Here is a 16,747-nt window from a genome sequence, read left to right as displayed (position 1 = left end):
AATGACATCGCCGCATCCGCCGGATGCGCATCATGGGGGAATGGCATGGCCGATCGTGAAGGATGCGCGCTGGGGCAAGCGGCACGATGACCGATATCACGGAAGACGCGACGCTCCGTCGCACCCTTGGCCGGCGCGACATCGCCATGCTGACGGTGGGCAATGTCATCGGCTCCGGCATCTTCCTGGTTCCAGGGACGGTCGTGACCGCATCGGGCATGAGCGTGGGGCTGGCGATCGGGATCTGGGCGATCGGCGCCGCCCTCGCGCTGTGCGGCGCACTCACCTATGCGCGGCTGGCCGAATCCCGGCCCGAGGCGGGCGGCGTCTATGTCTATATCCGCGACGCCTTCGGCCGGACGGCAGGTTTCCTGTTCGGCTGGATGATGCTTTTCGTCGGCATCTCGGGCGCGATCGCGACCCTGGCGAGCGCCTTTGGCAGCATCGTCTCCCGCCTGTTCGCGCTGCCCGTTGGCCCCACCACGATCGGCCTGATCGTCGTGCTCGGCATCGGCATCGCCAATTGCGCGTCGATCCGGCGATCGGGCGACGTCCAGAACTGGACCGCCCTGTTCAAGCTGCTGCCGCTGGTCGCGATCGCCATCCTGCTGCTGGTCTTGCCGGCGCCGACGCACGCCGATGCCGGCAGCGTGCTGCAGGCGCCCGCCACCGTCAACATCTCGGTCGCGCTGATCGCCGTGCTCTGGGCATTCGAGGGCTGGCAATATGTGACCTACAATTCCGGTGAAGCCGCCGATCCCGCGCGCACCATCCGCTTCGGCCTGATCGCCGGCGTGGTCATCCTGGGCGTCACTTACATGCTGGTGACGCTCGCGGTCAGCCTGTGGCTGCCGCCCGCCGAGCTCGCGTCCGCGCCCAATGTGATCGAAGCTGCCTTGAGGGCGGCCGACCTGAACCTGATCGCCAACACCGTCAGCGTGATCATCCTCGTCGCGATCCTGAGCGCCGCGCATGCCACGCTGCTGAGCGGATCGCGCCTGGTCTACGCCATGGCGGTCGACGGGCTGTTGCCACACGCTCTGGCCGGCCTGTCCGCGCGGACGCGCGTGCCGCTGCCCGCCGTGCTGCTGTGCACGATCGTCGCCGCGATCCTGACGGCGCTCGGCTCGTTCGATACGTTGCTCGGCTATGTCGTGGTGACGAGCTGGCTGTTCTACGGCCTTGCCGGGCTCGCGGTCTTCCGCCTCGCGCCCGCCGGCGGCGGGCGCAGCTTCAGTATCGGGGTCAAGCTCGCCGCCGCGCTGTTCGCGGCCGGCGCGCTGCTCGTCATGATCTCCAGCCTGATATCGGGTCCGCCTTCGGCCCGCTACGGCCTGATCATCGTCGCCGTCGGCTGGGTGGTCGCGCGCGGCTGGTTCCACTGGCGCGACCGATCGTCAGCCAGTTAAAGCATCCTGCGCGATGCAGATTTCGCGCAGCCGGCTCTAAGAGTCCGTTTGGAGAATACGCCTGGCGCGGCACTGGAAATGTGCTCTTCCGCGCATTTCCAACCAGACTCTAAGCCCGCTCGAAAACCGCGGCCAACCCCTGGCCGCCGCCGATGCACATCGTCTCCAGCCCGTAACGGCCACCGCGACGGCGCAGTTCGTGGAGGAGATTGGCAAGGATCCGGCCGCCGGTGGCGCCGATCGGATGACCGAGCGAGATGCCCGATCCGTTGACGTTGAGGCGATCCCTGTCGTCCCAGCCCCAGCCCTTGAGAACGGCAAGCACCTGCGGCGCGAACGCCTCGTTGAGCTCGACCAGATCGATATCGTCCCAGCTCAGTCCCGTGCGCTCGAACAGGCGCGCGACCGCCGGCACGGGGCCGATGCCCATGCGCGAAGGTTCACAGCCGGCGGCCGCCCAGCCATGGAACCATGCGAGCGGCTCCAGCCCCAATTCCGCCAGCTTGTCTTCCGCGACGACGAGGCAGGCGGCGGCGGCGTCGTTCTGCTGGCTGGCATTGCCCGCCGTCACCACGCCGCCCTTCTCGATCGGCCGGAGCGCGCCGAGCGTCTCCATCGTCGCATCGGGGCGGAAGCCCTCATCCTTCGCGAACAGCACCGGATCGCCCCTGCGCTGCGGCACCGGGACGGGCACGAGTTCGTCGGCGAACCGGTTCCCGGCCCAGGCCGCAGTGGCGCGCTGGTGGCTCATCACCGCATATTCGTCGCAGGCTTCACGGCTGATACCATAGTCCTTCGCCAGATTCTCGGCGGTCTCGATCATGCCGCTGATCACGCCGAAGCGTTCGATCGGCTGCGACATCAGCCGCCCGCGCGTCAGCCGATCATGCATTGTCGAAGCCCCCATGCGCGCACCCTTGCGCATGTCGGTCGAATAATATTCGACATTGCTCATGCTTTCGACGCCGCCGGCAATGACGACGTCCGCCGCGCCGGTCTGCACCATCATCGCCGCGTCGATCACCGCCTGGAGCCCGCTGCCGCAGCGGCGGTCGAGCTGATAGCCCGGCACCTCGATCGGCAGCCCGGCGGCGAGCGCCGCCCAGCGGCCGACGGCCGGTGCCTCGCCATTGCCATAGCCCTGGGCGAAGACGACATCGTCGATCCGCATCGGATCGATGCCGGTGCGTTCGACCAGCGCCTTGACGATCACCGCGCCCAGATCGCCGGCCTGCATGCCGGACAATGCGCCCATGAACTTGCCGACAGGCGTACGGAGCGGCGTGACGATAGCGGCCTTGCGCATGGTGTTTTTCCTGTTCCCTGGAGTCAGTAGATATTCGTTGCCGCGATTTTCGAGTCGTTCGATGATTCCATCGAACTGCAAATCGCTAATCCGCTCCGCGAAGCATTTCGCGGGCGATGATGAGCTGCTGGATTTGCGAGGTGCCCTCGTAAAGGCGCAGCACGCGCACGTCACGATAGAAGCGCTCAACCTTATATTCGGAAATATAACCCGCGCCGCCATGGATCTGGACGGCGCGATCGGCGATACGGCCGACCGTTTCGCTCGCGAGATATTTGAGCGCCGACGCCTCCAGGCTGATCTTCTCTCCCGCATCGAAGCGCGCGGCGGCACGTTCCATCAACGCCTCCACCGCCAGCGCCTCGGCCTTGCAATCGGCGAGCATCGCCTGGACGAGCTGGAAATCGGCGATGCGCTGGCCGAACTGCTTGCGCTCCGTCGCGTAGCGCAGGCTCATCTCGATCAGGCGATCGCACATGCCCATCGCGACCGCCGCGATATGGATGCGGCCGCGATCGAGCACCTTCATCGCAGTCTTGAAGCCCAGGCCGGGGACGCCGCCGATGATATTGGCGGCCGGCACGACGACATCATCGAGGATCACATCATAGACGTGTGCGCCGCGCTGTCCCATTTTCTTGTCGGGCTTGCCCAGGCTGATGCCCGGTGTGTCCGCCGGCACGATGAAGGCGGAAATGCCGCCCGCGCCCTTCACGTCGGGCTCGCTGCGCGCCATCAGCGTGAAAACGGTGGCGCGGCCGGCATTGGTGATGAAACGCTTGGTGCCGGTGATCCGATAATTGTCTCCGTCACGGACCGCCACCGTACGCAGCGAGGCGGCGTCCGAACCCGCGTCCGGCTCGGTCAGGCCGAAGCTCGACACCGCTTCGCCGGTCGCGAGCCTGGGCAGCCATTCGCGCTTCTGTTCCTCGGTCCCGTCGATGACGATCCCCTGGCTGCCGATGCCGACCGTCGTGCCGATCACCGAGCGGAAGACCACCGACGCGCGCGTCAGCTCGCGGATCACCGCCGCTTCCTCCGCCATGGTCAGGCCGAGCCCGCCATAATCCTCGGGTACCGACAGGCCGAACAGGCCAAGCTCGCGCATTTCGGCGACGATCGCCTCGGGCACGAGATCGTCATGCTCGACCTGATCCTCGGCCGGGATCAGGCGCTGGTCGACGAAGCGGCGAACGGTGTCGCGGAGGAGAGTGAAGGTTTCCTGGTCCATATCGGTCCCCGTTTAATCGGCGGTTGCGATCATCGCCGTGATGCCGTCGCAACGGACGGCGACTATCTCATTCTCGATACCGCCGGGCCGCAGCAGCACCGGCTGCTCGCAAAAGAGCGGCGCGACCGCGCGAAACGCGAAACGCGCCGGCGCCCGGCCCAACCGGCGCGCGGCGTAGGCGTGAAGCCGGGTCGCGGTGAGCGGGCCGTGCACGACCAGGCCGGGATATCCTTCTTCCATGGTCGCATAGGGCAGGTCGTAATGGATGCGGTGGCCGTTGAAGGTCGCCGCCGAATAGCGGAACAGATCGACCGCCCCGGGCAACCAGCGTTCATCCCCGGCCCCGGCGGTGAGCCCGGCATCTTCCACGGCAGGCGTCGGCGCGCCGGCATCGCGATAGACGATGGTCTGGCGCTCGCTCAGCCGCACAATACCCTGTTGGCTCAGCACCCTGTCCAGTTCGATCAGCACAAGCTCACCCGACTTGCCGGCGCGATGCTTCACGTCGCGGATCGTCGCGACGAGTTCCGCCTCGACATCGAGCTGCAAGGGGCGCTCGAAACGGATTTCGGCGGCCGCGAACATCCGGCGCGGCAGCGTGACTGGCGGCAGAAAACCGCCGCGAAGCGGGTGCCCATCCACCCCCACGCCATCCGCCGCGACCGTCGGCAGGAAATAGGCCCAATGGCCAAGCGAGGGTTGCCGCGCCTCGACATCCAGTTCACCGCCCGATGCGGCGGCATAACGGCGCATGCATTCGCGGTGAAGATATTCGACATGGCGTTCGCTGCGACCGATCCAGCCGCGCCATTGCTCGATCTGCGCAGAATCCAGGCTCATGACGCGCTCGCCACCACACCGCGATCGTGCAGTCCACCGATCACACCGCTGTCCAGCCCCAGCAACGCGGCCAGCACCTCGTCGGTATGCTCGCCCAGGCGCGGCGCGGGCGCCAGGGGGCCGCGCGGCCGTCCGGCAAGCGTGCCCGCCGGCCCCGATGCCGGATAATCGAGCCCGCTGGGATGGCGGATCGTCTGGAAGATGGGATTGGCCGTGAACAACCGCGCATCGCGCGTCGCCGCGTCGTGCAGGCCCTGATATCTGGACCAAGTGACGCCGGCGGCATCGAAGGCCGGTGCGAGCACGGCGAGATCGCGCGCCGCGATCGCCGCCTCAAACAGCGGAAACAACCGGTCGCGATGCGCGAAGCGCGCAGCTTCGTCGGCGGCGAAAGCGACATCGAGTTCATTTTCGAGCGCCGCGACGGCGTCGGACAGATCGAGCGCACGGATCAGCCCCCGCCACTGATTTGGCGTGATCGCGACGATCATCACGCGGGTGCTGTCCGCGGTCGCGAAATCGCGGCCGAACGCGCCGAACAGGTCATTGCCCATGCGCGGGCGATCCTGGCCGGAGACAAGCACCTCCGCGAGCGACCCCATATGGCTGAGGCTCGACGCGACCAGATCCGAAAGCGGCACGCGGACTTCGCCGCCCCCGCGCCCGCCACGCCGCGCGCGCTCCGCCGCGACCAGCGCGAAAGCGGCATAAGCGCCGCCGAGCAGATCCCAGGCGGGCAGAACATGGTTCACCGGGCGCGGATCATCGGACGGCCCCGTCATCATGGGAATGCCCGATGCCGCGTTGACGGTATAATCGACCGCGGGCGCACCATCGGCCCAGCCCATCACGCGGACGCAGACGATATCGTCGCGCTTCGCCTTCAGCGCGGCATAAGACAGGAAACCCTCGGCCGGATAGTTGGTGACGAACAGGCCGGCATTCTCGCCCGGCGCGGTCGCGAGCGCCACCGCCAGGTCTCGCCCCTCGGGCGAAGACAGGTTGATCGCGACCGATTTCTTGCCCTTGTTCAGCCCTTCCCAATACAGGCTGGCGCCATTGGGGGCGAGCGGCCAGCGGCGAAAATCCGGTCCGCCACCGATCGTGTCGAAACGGATCACCTCCGCGCCCATCTGCGCCAGATGAAGGCCGCAGGACGGCCCGGCGATGAATGCCGCGCCCTCGACGACACGCAGGCCATGCAGAAGATCGTACATTGCCGGGACTGTATCAGCGCCTCGCGGAATTTCGCGCCCAAAAAGAACCGGGGCAGCCGCGCAATGCAGATCAGCCGCCGATATTACGGCCCAGTTCGCGGTTGAACCACAGCGCGACCAGCGTGCCGATCGCGCCGGACAGCAGATAGGCGCCGGCCGCGAGCAGCCCGAACGCGCTCGACAGCCACAGCGCGACCAAGGGCGCGAAGCCCGCGCCGAACAGCCAGGCGAGATCTGAGGTGAGCGCCGAGCCGGTATAGCGGTGCTGCTGTCCGAAGCTGGCCGACAGCGCGCCCGAGGACTGGCCGAACGACAGGCCCAGCAGCACGAAGCCCAGGAACATGAACGCCGCCTCGCCGAACTCGCCGGCATCGAGCAGTTGCGGCGCGAAGCCGCTGAACGCCGCGATCGCGGCCGCCGTCACGCCCAGCACGGCGCGACGGCCGAACCGGTCGGCCAAATAGCCGGAGGCGATGATCGCGGCGATACCGAGTGCGGCCGCCACCGCCTCGATGATCAGGAAGCGCACCGGCGTCTCTTCGGTGAAGAGGAACACCCAGGAAAGCGGGAACACCGTCACCATGTGGAACATCGCGAAGCTCGCCAGCGGCGCGAAGGCTCCTGCCGCGATGACGCGCCATTCGGACCGCACCGTCTCCGTGATCCGCGCCGGCTGCAATTCGCGATTCTCGAACAGGCGCGCATATTCGGGCGTCACCACGATGCGCAGCCGCGCGAACAGCGCCACCACGTTGATCGCGAAAGCGACGAAGAAGGGGTAGCGCCAACCCCAGGCCAGGAAATCCTCGGCCGGCAGCGACGAGATCAGGAACATGAACAGCAGGCTGGCGACGATCAGGCCGAGCGGCGCGCCAAGCTGCGGCACCATCGCATACCAGCCGCGCTTGCCCTCCGGCGCGTTGAGCGCGAGCAAGGAAGCGAGCCCGTCCCACGATCCGCCGAGCGCCACGCCCTGCCCCATACGGAACAGCGCCAGAAGCAGGGCGGAGGCGATGCCGATGCTTTCATAGCCCGGCAGGAACGCGATCGCGGCGGTCGATCCGCCGAGCAGGAACAGCGCGATGGTCAGCTTGGCGCCCCGGCCATAGGCGCGGTCGATCGCGGTGAAGATCGCGGTGCCCACCGGTCGCGCCATGAAGGCGAGCGCGAAGATCGCGAAGGACCATAAGGTGCCCTTGAGCGGATCCATGTGCGGGAAGACCAGCTTCGGGAACACCAGCACCGACGCGATGGCATAGACGAAGAAATCGAAGAATTCCGAGGTCCGGCCGATGATCACCCCGATCGCGATCTCGCCGGGCGCGATCTTGTGGCCATCGGCCCCGTGACCGTCCGCATTGAGGGCGCGGGCGTCGCGCTCGGCCTGGGTCACGGGAATTGTTTCGGCAGTCATCGGATCATCGTCCACATCTTCGCCGCGCGCGGCATGAGTCTTCGCAGGGCATGGCGCCCCGTCATGAAACGCCCCTGCGCCAATCGGCGCAATCGGGGGATTGGACAAAATGTCCTATGTGCGGTGCAGCATGACGCGCCTAACCGCTCTGCCATGTCCGCTCACCTCGCCCGATTCAGGCCCGGCATGCGCCTGCTTCCGCTTCTGACCGTGCTGCCGCTGCTCGCCGGCTGCGACATGGTCGTGCTCGATCCGGCGGGCGATGTCGCGCGCCAGCAGGGCAATCTGATCGTCATCTCGACGGTGCTGATGCTGCTGATCATCGTGCCGGTGATGGCGCTGACAGTGTTCTTCGCCTGGCGCTATCGCGCCGCCAACAGCGAAGCGACCTACAAGCCGGACTGGGACCATTCGACCCAGCTCGAACTGGTGATCTGGGCGGCGCCGCTGCTGATCATCATCTGCCTGGGCGCGCTCACCTGGGTGGCGACGCACCTGCTCGATCCCTATCGCCCGCTCACCCGCACCGCCGCCGGCGTTCCGGTCGCGGCCGAGGTGAAGCCACTCGAGGTCAACGTCGTCGCGCTCGACTGGAAATGGCTGTTCATCTACCCCGAACAAGGCATCGCCACCGTCAACGAACTGGCCGTGCCCGTCGATCGCCCAATCCAGTTCCGCATCTCCGCATCGTCGGTGATGAACAGCTTCTACATTCCGGCGCTGGCGGGGCAGATCTACGCGATGCCCGGCATGGAGACGCGCCTGCACGGCGTGTTCAACCACGAAGGCGATTTCACCGGCTTTTCCGCCAATTATTCGGGCGCCGGCTTCTCCAACATGCGCTTCGCGGTGAAGAGCCTGTCCGCCGATGGCTTCGCGCGCTGGGCGGACGGCGCCCGGGGCGCCGGCCAGTCGCTCGATCGCGCCGCCTATCTGAAGCTCGAACGCCCGAGCGAGAAGGAGCCGGTCCAGCGCTTCGCCTCGGTCGATCCCGCGCTGTTCGACGCGGTCGTCAATCTGTGCGTCGAACCCGGCAAGATGTGCATGCACGACATGATGTCGATCGACGCGAAGGGCGGCCTGGGCATGGCCGGCGTGTATAATGTCCGCGACCTTGCCTACGACAAGTTCGCGGCGCGCGGCAGCGCCTCCACGACGCTCAAGCCCCGCTATGTCGCCGCGGCCTGCGCCGTGCCGATGGCGCCGAGCAAGGCGCCGGTCGACCGGCCCGCCGACCTCGCCCCGCTGACCGGCGCCGGCCTTTCGCGGCCGAGCAGGCCGCTCGCGCCCGAACGCACCGCGCGCAACGAAACGCCGATCCCCGGCCGTCCCCTGATCTGATCGCATCGAGAGCGCCATGACCCCGCCTCCCCTGCCCGCAACCGACCCCATCTGGGGCCGCCTGTCGCTGAACGCGATTCCGCTGCACGAACCGATCCTGATCGCCACCTTCGGCGCGGTCGTGCTCGGCGGCCTCGTGATGCTCGCCCTGATCACGAAATACCGTCTCTGGGGCTGGCTGTGGCGCGAATGGTTCACCACCGTCGACCACAAGAAGATCGGGATCATGTACATGATCCTGGGCCTCGTCATGTTCCTGCGCGGCTTCGCCGACGCGATCATGATGCGCTTGCAGCAGGCGATGGCCTTCGGCGGATCCGAAGGCTATCTGAACGCGCATCATTACGACCAGATCTTCACCGCGCACGGCGTGATCATGATCTTCTTCGTGGCGATGCCCTTCATCACCGGGCTGATGAACTATATCGTCCCGCTCCAGATCGGCGCGCGCGACGTCTCCTTCCCGTTCCTCAACAATTTCAGCTTCTGGATGACAACGGCGGGTGCGGTGCTCGTCATGGTCTCGCTGTTCGTCGGCGAATTCGCGCAGACCGGCTGGCTCGCCTATCCGCCGCTGTCCGGCATCGCCTACAGCCCGAATGTCGGCGTCGATTATTATATCTGGGCGCTCCAGATCGCGGGCGTGGGCACGACATTATCGGGCATCAACCTGATCGTGACGATCCTGAAGCTGCGCGCGCCGGGCATGGGGCTGATGAAGATGCCCGTCTTCACCTGGACGAGTCTCTGCGCCAACATCCTGATCGTCGCGTCCTTCCCGGTGCTGACCGCCGTGCTCGCGCTGCTCGGGCTCGATCGCTATGCCGGCACCAACTTCTTCACCAACGATTTCGGCGGATCGCCGATGATGTACGTGAACCTGATCTGGATCTGGGGCCATCCGGAGGTCTACATCCTGATCCTGCCGCTGTTCGGCGTCTTCTCCGAAGTCACCTCCACCTTCTCGGGCAAGCGCCTCTTCGGCTACACATCGATGGTCTATGCGACGGTGTGCATCACCATCCTGAGCTATCTCGTCTGGCTGCACCACTTCTTCACCATGGGATCGGGCGCCAGCGTCAACAGCTTCTTCGGCATCACCACCATGGTGATCTCGATCCCCACGGGCGCGAAGCTCTTCAACTGGCTCTTCACCATGTATCGCGGCCGGATCCGCTTCGACCTGCCGATGATGTGGACGATCGCCTTCATGCTCACCTTCGTGGTGGGCGGCATGACCGGCGTGCTGCTCGCGGTGCCGCCCGCCGACTTCGTGCTGCACAATTCGCTGTTCCTGATCGCGCATTTCCACAATGTGATCATCGGCGGCGTGCTGTTCGGCCTGTTCGCGGCGATCAATTACTGGTGGCCCAAGGCCTTCGGCTTCAAGCTCGACGTCTTCTGGGGCAAGGTCAGCTTCTGGTGCTGGGTCGTCGGCTTCTGGCTCGCCTTCATGCCGCTTTACATATTGGGGCTGATGGGCGTCACGCGGCGGATGCGCGTGTTCGACGATCCATCGCTGCAGATCTGGTTCGTCGTCGCCGGGATCGGCGCCGCGATCATCGCGGTCGGCATCCTCGCCATGCTCATCCAGTTCGCGGTGAGCATCTGGAAGCGCGACCAGCTTCGCGAGACCAGCGGCGATCCGTGGAACGGCCGCACGCTCGAATGGGCGACCAGCTCGCCGCCGCCCGATTACAACTTCGCCTTCACGCCGGTGATCCACGATCTCGACGCCTGGCACGACATGAAGCGCCGGGGCGCCGAACGTCCGCTCACTGGATTCCGCGATATCCACATGCCCAGCAACACCGGCGCGGGCATCATCCTGGCCGGCATCAGCACCGTGCTCGGCTTCGCGTTGATCTGGCATATCTGGTGGCTGGCGGGGCTGAGCCTGATCTCGCTGATCGGCGGCGCGATCGTCCACAGCTTCAACTACAAGCGCGACTTCCACATCCCCGCCGCGACCGTGGCTGAGGTGGAGGACAAGCGCACCCGCCAGCTTTCAGCGGCCGGAGCCTGATCCGATGAACACAGCCACCCTCGCCCGCGACGACGCGCCGGTCCGCTTCTACGAACTGGACGAGCATCCGCATCCCGAAGGCCACAGCACCATGCTGGGCTTCTGGATCTATCTGATGAGCGATTGCCTCATCTTCGCGATCCTCTTCGCCTGCTACGCGGTGCTCGGCGGCAATTTCGCCGCGGGGCCCGGCCCCAGGGACCTGTTCGACCTGGACCTGATCGCGCTCAACACCGCGATGCTGCTCTTCTCGTCGATCACCTACGGTTTCGCGATGCTGTCGATGCAGCGGAACAGGCTGCGCCAGACGCAGATCTGGCTGGGCGTGACCGGCCTGTTCGGCCTCGCCTTCCTTTCGATCGAACTCTACGAGTTCCAGCACCTGATCCATGTCGGCGCGACACCGCAGCGCAGCGCCTTCCTGTCGGCCTTCTTCACGCTGGTCGGCACGCATGGCCTGCACGTCACCTTCGGCCTGGTCTGGCTGGTGACATTGATCGTCCAGCTCGGCCGGCACGGCCTGATCGCGGCCAATCGCCGCCGCGTCGCCTGCCTCAGCATGTTCTGGCACTTCCTCGACGTCGTCTGGATCGGCGTCTTCACCCTGGTCTATCTGATGGGAATGCTGCGATGAGCCACGATCACCACGCCGTGGAGATCCCGCACGCCTCGATGCGCGACTATGCGATCGGCTTCGTGCTGTCGGTGATCCTGACCGCCATCCCCTTCTGGCTGGTGATGGAGAAACCCTTCGCCGCCGGCGTCACCGCCGCGATCATCATGGCTTTCGCGGTCGTGCAGATCGTCGTCCACATGATCTACTTCCTGCACATGACGCCCAGGGCGGAAGGCGGCTGGTCGATGACCGCGCTGGTCTTCACCATCATCGTCGTCCTGATCATGCTGGCCGGATCGCTCTGGGTGATGCACCATCTGAACACCAACATGATGCCGATGCCGCACGACGTAAGACAGATACCGTGACCGGCCGGGCACGCAGGCGCGCCAATCGCGCCCGTGCCATCTTCGCGGGCGCGGCGCTGCTGTGCGCCGCCGCCTTCGTCGCGCTGGGCATCTGGCAGGTGGAGCGGCGTGCATGGAAGCACGCGCTGATCGCGGCGGTCGAAAGCCGCGTCCATGCCGCCCCTGTCCCCGCCCCCGGTCCCGCCACCTGGCCCGGCATATCGGCGGATGGCGACGCCTATCGCCACGTCCGGGCCACCGGCCGTTTCCGCCACGATCGCGAAACGCTGGTGCAGGCGGTAACCGATCTGGGGAGCGGCTATTGGGTGCTGACCCCGCTGGAGACGCCGGACTTCACATTGCTCGTCAATCGCGGCTTCGTTCCCGCCGAGCGCAAGGACCGGGCGACACGCGCCAGCGGAAACCCGTCCGGCACCGTCACCGTCTCGGGCCTGTTGCGCGTCTCCGAGCCCGGCGGCGCTTTCCTGCGGTCGAACGATCCCGCCAACCGCCGCTGGTATTCGCGCGACGTCCCCGCCATCGCCGGCGCGCAGGCGCTGGGGCCGACGGCGCCCTATTTCATCGATGCGGACGGCACGGCCAATCCGGGCGGTTTTCCCGTCGGCGGGCTGACCGTGCTGCGCTTTGCCGACAATCACCTGCAATATGCGCTGACCTGGTTCGCGCTCGCGCTCCTCTCGCTCGCCGCCGCATGCTATGTGCTGCGTTCACCCGCCCCGCACAGGCCATTGCCCGCGTGACAGAGACCAGGATCAGCGCTCCTCTCGACCTCGCCCCGCCAGAGGCCGATGCCGGCCGCCGCAACATGCGGCTGCTGGTTCAGCTTCGCTGGCTCGCCGTCGGCGGACAGCTTGTCACCATCGCGGTGGTGCATGTGCTGATGGGCATCCGGTTGCCGCTGGCGCCGCTGTTCGTCGCCATCGCGATGCTGGTCGCGATCAACCTGGCGAGCATGCCACTGCTGCGTCGGCGCAAGGCGGTGACCAATGCCGAATTGACCTCCGCATTGCTGTTCGACGTCGCGACGCTCGGCTGGCAACTGCATTTCTCCGGCGGCCTCGCCAATCCCTTCGCCTCGCTCTTTCTGCTCCACGTCGTGCTGGGCGCGATCCTGCTGACGCCCCGCGCCGCCTGGGCGATCGTCTTCGCCAGCCTGGTCGCGCTGGTGGCGGTTTCGATCAACCCGACGCCGCTCGCGCTGCATCCGCCTTATGACGGCGATCCGCTGGCGCTCTACCTCAAGGGCAGCCTGATCTGTTTCGTGCTGATCGCGGTGCTGCTGGTCGCGTTCGTCACGCGGATCGGCCGCAACCTGCGCGACCGTGACGCCGCGCTGGCCGCGATCCGGCAGCGCGCCGCCGAAGAGGATCATATCGTCCGCATGGGTCTGCTCGCCTCGGGCGCGGCGCACGAACTGGGCACGCCGCTTTCCTCGCTGTCGGTGCTGGTCGGCGATTGGCGCCGGCTGCCGCGCCTGGCCGACGACCGCGAATTGCAGGACGATATCGAGGACATGGATGCGGCGATCCAGCGCTGCAAGGCGATCGTCAGCGGCATTCTGATGTCGGCCGGCGAGGCACGGGGCGTCGCGCCCAAGGTGACGTCGATGCGCGGCTTTCTCGACGACATCGTCACCGAATGGCGCGCCAGCCGGCTGCCCGATATCCTCGATTATGACGATCGCTTCGGGGAGGACGTCACCATCGTCTCCGATCCGGCGCTGCGGCAGGTGATCGGCAATGTCATCGACAATGCGGCGGAAGCCTCGCCTAGCTGGATCGGCGTGACTGCAAGGCGGGAACAGGATTCGCTGATCCTGGAGATCGCCGATCGCGGCCCCGGCTTCCCGCCCGAGATGATCGAGCGTTTCGGCCAGCCCTATCGCTCGACCAAGGGCCGCACCGGCGGTGGGCTCGGCCTGTTCCTGCTCGTCAACGTGCTGCGCAAGATGGGCGGCACCGCATCGGTGGAGAACCGGCCGGGCGGCGGCGCCTGCGTCCGGATCCTCCTGCCGCTCGCGGCGCTCGCCTATGAACGGAAGGCCAGATCATGAGCGAAGACCGGCTGCTCGTCATCGTCGAGGACGACGAAGCCTTTGCCCGCACCTTGCGGCGATCCTTCGAACGGCGCGGCTATCGCGTGATCGCCGCCGCGAACCATGACGGGCTGGTCGCGCTGCTGGCGGAGCATCGCCCCGGCTTCGCGGTCGTCGACCTCAAGCTCGGCGGCGCATCGGGGCTCGCCTGCGTCCAGACGCTGCGCGCCGGCGATCCCGACATGAAGATCGTCGTGCTCACCGGCTTCGCGAGCATCGCCACGGCGGTGGAGGCGATCAAGCTGGGCGCATCGCACTATCTCGCCAAACCCTCCAACACCGACGACATCGAAGCCGCCTTCGCCCGCGACGACGGCAACCCCGACGCGCCGGTGGATGGCCGGCAATCCTCGATCAAGACGGTGGAGTGGGAGCATATCCACCAGACCCTGGTCGAAACCGACTTCAACATCTCCGAAGCCGCGCGGCGGCTGGGCATGCATCGGCGGACACTGGCGCGGAAACTGGAGAAGCGTCAGTTGAGATGAGAGTGCGGCAGAAGCCGCGAATGGGACGCGCAGCCTTCGCCACGCGTCCCACCTGCTCAACCGACGGTTTCGAGCGCGAGCCGTTCCGGCATCGGTGCATAACGCTCGAAAGTCATCGTGAAGCTCGCCCGGCCCTGCGACAGCGACCGGAGCGTCCCCACATAGTTGAACATCTCGCCGAGCGGCACATCGGCGATCACGTCGTGTATCCGGCCAGCCAGGTCCGTCGACCTGAGCTGGCCACGCCGGCTTTGCAGATCGCCGATGACGCTACCCAGATAGTCTCCGGGCGTCGCCACCACGACACGCATCACCGGCTCGAGCAATACCGGATCGGTCTGCGGAAAACCGATCCGGAACGCATCGCGTGCCGCAGTCTCGAAGGCGAGCGCCGACGAGTCCTTCTCGTGAAAGGCCCCGTCGAGCAGGATGGCTTTCATGCCGAGCACCGGATATCCGCCCGGCCCACCGTCTGCGAGCGCGTGTTCGAGCGACTTTTGGATCGCCGGAACATAGTCCTTCGGAACTGTTCCGCCAACCGTCCGATTCTCGAACACAAGTCCGGCCTCGTCTGCCGCAAGCGGCTCGAAGGCCAGTCGCACCCTTGCCATCTGCCCCTGGCCGCCATTCTGCTTGCGCAGCAGATGATCGACCTCGGCACGACGCGTCGGTGCGGCGCGATAGGCGACTTGCGGCGCTCCGATCATGGCCTCAACGCCGAAATCCTCCTTCAGCGTCTCGACCACGATTTTGAGATGCAATTCGCCCATGCCCCGCAGCAGCGTCTGCCCGGTGTCGCGATCGACCGAGACACGAAGCGAAGGATCGCCGCGTTCCATCATCGCCAGCGCCGGGCCGAGCCGGTTGCGGTCGTCCGTCGTTTGCGGTTCGATCACCGCCTCGATCACCGGATCGGGGATGACGAAGCCGTCGAGAACGATGGGATGCGCAGGATCAGACAAGGTATCGCCCGCACGCACCGCCTTGAGGTCGACCGCTGCGATGACCTCGCCAGGTCCCGCCTCGGCGATCTCCTCCTGCGCATCGACATGCATCCGCAACAGCCGGCCGATCCGTTCGACCCGGCCGGTCGATGCATTGAGCATCGTCATGCCCGGCGCCAACCGCCCCGAATAGACGCGCAGAAAGGCGAGCGCCCCGAACCGGCTCGGCTGCACCTTGGAGATCAGAGCGACCGCCGGCGCATCCGGACATATGGCACGGCTTTGTGCCATGCCATCGCGGGGATCGATGCCCGTGACAGGCGGTCGATCTTCCGGGCCCGGCGCATAGTCGACGATCGCATCCAGAAGCGGCTGAACGCCGATGTTGCGATAGGCCGAACCGCACAGCACGGGGGCACATTTGCCCGCAACGCATGTGCGACGGATGCCTGCGCGTATCGCCTGAGGCGTCAGCGCAAGCGGATCATCGAGCCACGTCGTCAACACGCCCTCGTCGTGATCGGCAAGCGTCTCGATCAGCCGCAGGCGCGCCGCCTCCACCGCATCGCGCATCGTCTGCGCGATCGCCATTCGTTGAGGGACACCATCCTGCCCAGGCCAGCAAAACGCTTCCAGGGCAACGAGGTCGACAACACCGCTGAAACCACCCTCTCCGCCGATCGGCAGCTGCAACGGCAGCGGCACTGCACCCAGCCGGTCGTCGATCATCGCGACCACGCGGTCAAAATCCGCCCCGACCTGATCCATCTTGTTGATGAAGCAAAGTCGCGGCACGCCAAACCGGTCGGCCTGGCGCCACACGGTCTCCGACTGTGCTTCGACGCCCGTGACCGCGGAAAACACCGCCACCGCACCATCAAGCACGCGCAACGACCGTTCGACCTCGATCGTGAAATCGACATGGCCGGGCGTATCGATGATCGTGATCGCAGCATCGCGCCATACACAAGAGGTCGCGGCAGCGGAGATGGTGATCCCGTGCCGCTTCTCCAGCATATGGCTATCGGTCGTCGCCGTACCGCTATGCACGTCGCCGACCTTATGGATGCGGCCGGTGTCGAACAATATGCGTTCGGTCAATGTGGTCTTGCCGGCATCGACATGCGCCATGATGCCGATATTGCGAAGTCTGTTGGTCATGATCTTATTCTCGAACTAGCGTGGGTATGCCCATGGCTGTCGAATAGGCGTGCGCATTCATCCCGCATTCGATAGTCGAATGCAGGACAAGCGCAGGCATGCGCAGGATCAGCGCCGACCTTCCACCGGTTTCTAAAAGCTCATGGAATGAAAATTCCGGCGATCATCACCGGACAATCAAGAGGGAGGCGCACCCACACGCCTCTACGGACGCGTCAGCGAGACTCCCGGTGCTGGCTATCGTCTGTCATCATCCACCTCTATTGACACCGCATTTGCGGGCCGAGGGCC

14 protein-coding genes are annotated in these 16,747 nt (G+C 66.1%); 8 read left to right on the top strand and 6 right to left on the bottom strand.

Features of this window, described 5'->3' with window-relative positions; genetic code table 11:
- Positions 1–86 precede the first annotated feature (86 nt).
- Positions 87–1,409 carry an APC family permease gene (locus K7G82_RS09110; RefSeq protein WP_222989528.1) on the top strand — a complete coding sequence of 441 codons (1,323 nt, stop codon included), beginning with the start codon at positions 87–89 and terminating at the stop codon, positions 1,407–1,409.
- Between the two features lie 109 nt (positions 1,410–1,518).
- Here the strand turns inward: K7G82_RS09110 and K7G82_RS09105 are convergent, their stop codons facing one another.
- The 5 genes from K7G82_RS09105 to K7G82_RS09085 all read right to left on the bottom strand — a co-directional run bounded on the left by K7G82_RS09105 (position 1,519) and on the right by K7G82_RS09085 (position 7,417).
- Positions 1,519–2,715, bottom strand: a complete 1,197-nt coding sequence (locus tag K7G82_RS09105; protein WP_222989527.1) for an acetyl-CoA C-acetyltransferase — start codon at positions 2,713–2,715, stop codon at positions 1,519–1,521.
- 85 nt (positions 2,716–2,800) lie between these two features.
- Positions 2,801–3,946, bottom strand: coding sequence for an acyl-CoA dehydrogenase family protein (locus tag K7G82_RS09100; RefSeq protein ID WP_222989526.1), 1,146 nt, complete (start codon positions 3,944–3,946; stop codon positions 2,801–2,803).
- 12 nt (positions 3,947–3,958) lie between these two features.
- Positions 3,959–4,786 (bottom strand): HTD2 family dehydratase, encoded by an 828-nt coding sequence (locus K7G82_RS09095; RefSeq protein ID WP_222989525.1) that lies wholly within the window; start codon positions 4,784–4,786, stop codon positions 3,959–3,961.
- On the bottom strand, positions 4,783–6,003 hold the full coding sequence (locus tag K7G82_RS09090; protein WP_222989524.1) for a CoA transferase: 1,221 nt from the start codon (positions 6,001–6,003) through the stop codon (positions 4,783–4,785). Before K7G82_RS09090 ends, K7G82_RS09095 begins: the two co-directional genes overlap by 4 nt.
- 70 nt (positions 6,004–6,073) lie before the next feature.
- The gene (locus tag K7G82_RS09085) at positions 6,074–7,417 is read right to left on the bottom strand and encodes an MFS transporter (protein WP_222989523.1); all 1,344 of its coding nucleotides are present in this window, start codon (positions 7,415–7,417) and stop codon (positions 6,074–6,076) included.
- A 186-nt stretch (positions 7,418–7,603) separates the two neighbouring features.
- Between K7G82_RS09085 and cyoA the strand changes: the two genes are divergently transcribed.
- From cyoA to K7G82_RS09050, 7 genes are all read left to right on the top strand, one after another.
- On the top strand, positions 7,604–8,758 hold the full coding sequence (gene cyoA, locus K7G82_RS09080; RefSeq protein ID WP_246623390.1) for a ubiquinol oxidase subunit II: 1,155 nt from the start codon (positions 7,604–7,606) through the stop codon (positions 8,756–8,758).
- 16 nt (positions 8,759–8,774) lie between these two features.
- Positions 8,775–10,784 (top strand): cytochrome o ubiquinol oxidase subunit I, encoded by a 2,010-nt coding sequence (gene cyoB, locus K7G82_RS09075; protein WP_222989521.1) that lies wholly within the window; start codon positions 8,775–8,777, stop codon positions 10,782–10,784.
- A gap of 4 nt (positions 10,785–10,788) precedes the next feature.
- A complete protein-coding gene (cyoC, locus tag K7G82_RS09070) occupies positions 10,789–11,418 on the top strand; it encodes a cytochrome o ubiquinol oxidase subunit III (protein ID WP_222989520.1) in 630 nt (209 codons plus the stop codon).
- Positions 11,415–11,768 carry a cytochrome o ubiquinol oxidase subunit IV gene (cyoD, locus tag K7G82_RS09065; protein WP_246623389.1) on the top strand — a complete coding sequence of 118 codons (354 nt, stop codon included), beginning with the start codon at positions 11,415–11,417 and terminating at the stop codon, positions 11,766–11,768. The genes cyoC and cyoD overlap by 4 nt, the downstream gene beginning before the upstream one ends.
- The gene (locus K7G82_RS09060) at positions 11,765–12,508 is read left to right on the top strand and encodes an SURF1 family protein (RefSeq protein ID WP_222989519.1); all 744 of its coding nucleotides are present in this window, start codon (positions 11,765–11,767) and stop codon (positions 12,506–12,508) included. Before cyoD ends, K7G82_RS09060 begins: the two co-directional genes overlap by 4 nt.
- 65 nt (positions 12,509–12,573) lie before the next feature.
- Positions 12,574–13,821, top strand: a complete 1,248-nt coding sequence (locus K7G82_RS09055; protein ID WP_222990237.1) for an ATP-binding protein — start codon at positions 12,574–12,576, stop codon at positions 13,819–13,821.
- Entirely contained in the window at positions 13,818–14,351 is a 534-nt protein-coding gene (locus K7G82_RS09050) for a response regulator transcription factor (protein WP_222989518.1), read from the top strand. The genes K7G82_RS09055 and K7G82_RS09050 overlap by 4 nt, the downstream gene beginning before the upstream one ends.
- Positions 14,352–14,407: 56 nt before the next feature.
- Here K7G82_RS09050 and fusA read toward each other — a convergent pair whose 3' ends face one another.
- Entirely contained in the window at positions 14,408–16,456 is a 2,049-nt protein-coding gene (gene fusA, locus K7G82_RS09045; RefSeq protein ID WP_222989517.1) for an elongation factor G, read from the bottom strand.
- Between the last annotated feature and the right edge of the window lie 291 nt (positions 16,457–16,747).

It is taken from the genome of Sphingomonas colocasiae (assembly GCF_019880585.1).
Lineage (GTDB): Bacteria > Pseudomonadota > Alphaproteobacteria > Sphingomonadales > Sphingomonadaceae > Sphingobium_A > Sphingobium_A colocasiae.
Note: the sequence above shows the minus strand (reverse complement) of the source record. Positions and strands in the feature narration are given on the sequence as shown.

What these genes read in the sequence shown, in the direction of transcription:
- cyoC (WP_222989520.1), top strand. Translation starts at nt 10,789, where the DNA reads ATGAACACAGCCACCCTCGCCCGCGACGACGCGCCGGTCCGCTTCTAC.
- K7G82_RS09090 (WP_222989524.1), bottom strand. Translation starts at nt 6,003, where the DNA reads ATGTACGATCTTCTGCATGGCCTGCGTGTCGTCGAGGGCGCGGCATTC.
- K7G82_RS09055 (WP_222990237.1), top strand. Translation starts at nt 12,574, where the DNA reads ATGCGGCTGCTGGTTCAGCTTCGCTGGCTCGCCGTCGGCGGACAGCTT.
- cyoD (WP_246623389.1), top strand. Translation starts at nt 11,415, where the DNA reads ATGAGCCACGATCACCACGCCGTGGAGATCCCGCACGCCTCGATGCGC.
- K7G82_RS09095 (WP_222989525.1), bottom strand. Translation starts at nt 4,786, where the DNA reads ATGAGCCTGGATTCTGCGCAGATCGAGCAATGGCGCGGCTGGATCGGT.
- K7G82_RS09100 (WP_222989526.1), bottom strand. Translation starts at nt 3,946, where the DNA reads ATGGACCAGGAAACCTTCACTCTCCTCCGCGACACCGTTCGCCGCTTC.
- K7G82_RS09085 (WP_222989523.1), bottom strand. Translation starts at nt 7,417, where the DNA reads ATGACTGCCGAAACAATTCCCGTGACCCAGGCCGAGCGCGACGCCCGC.
- cyoA (WP_246623390.1), top strand. Translation starts at nt 7,604, where the DNA reads ATGCGCCTGCTTCCGCTTCTGACCGTGCTGCCGCTGCTCGCCGGCTGC.
- K7G82_RS09050 (WP_222989518.1), top strand. Translation starts at nt 13,818, where the DNA reads ATGAGCGAAGACCGGCTGCTCGTCATCGTCGAGGACGACGAAGCCTTT.
- fusA (WP_222989517.1), bottom strand. Translation starts at nt 16,456, where the DNA reads ATGACCAACAGACTTCGCAATATCGGCATCATGGCGCATGTCGATGCC.
- K7G82_RS09110 (WP_222989528.1), top strand. Translation starts at nt 87, where the DNA reads ATGACCGATATCACGGAAGACGCGACGCTCCGTCGCACCCTTGGCCGG.
- K7G82_RS09105 (WP_222989527.1), bottom strand. Translation starts at nt 2,715, where the DNA reads ATGCGCAAGGCCGCTATCGTCACGCCGCTCCGTACGCCTGTCGGCAAG.
- cyoB (WP_222989521.1), top strand. Translation starts at nt 8,775, where the DNA reads ATGACCCCGCCTCCCCTGCCCGCAACCGACCCCATCTGGGGCCGCCTG.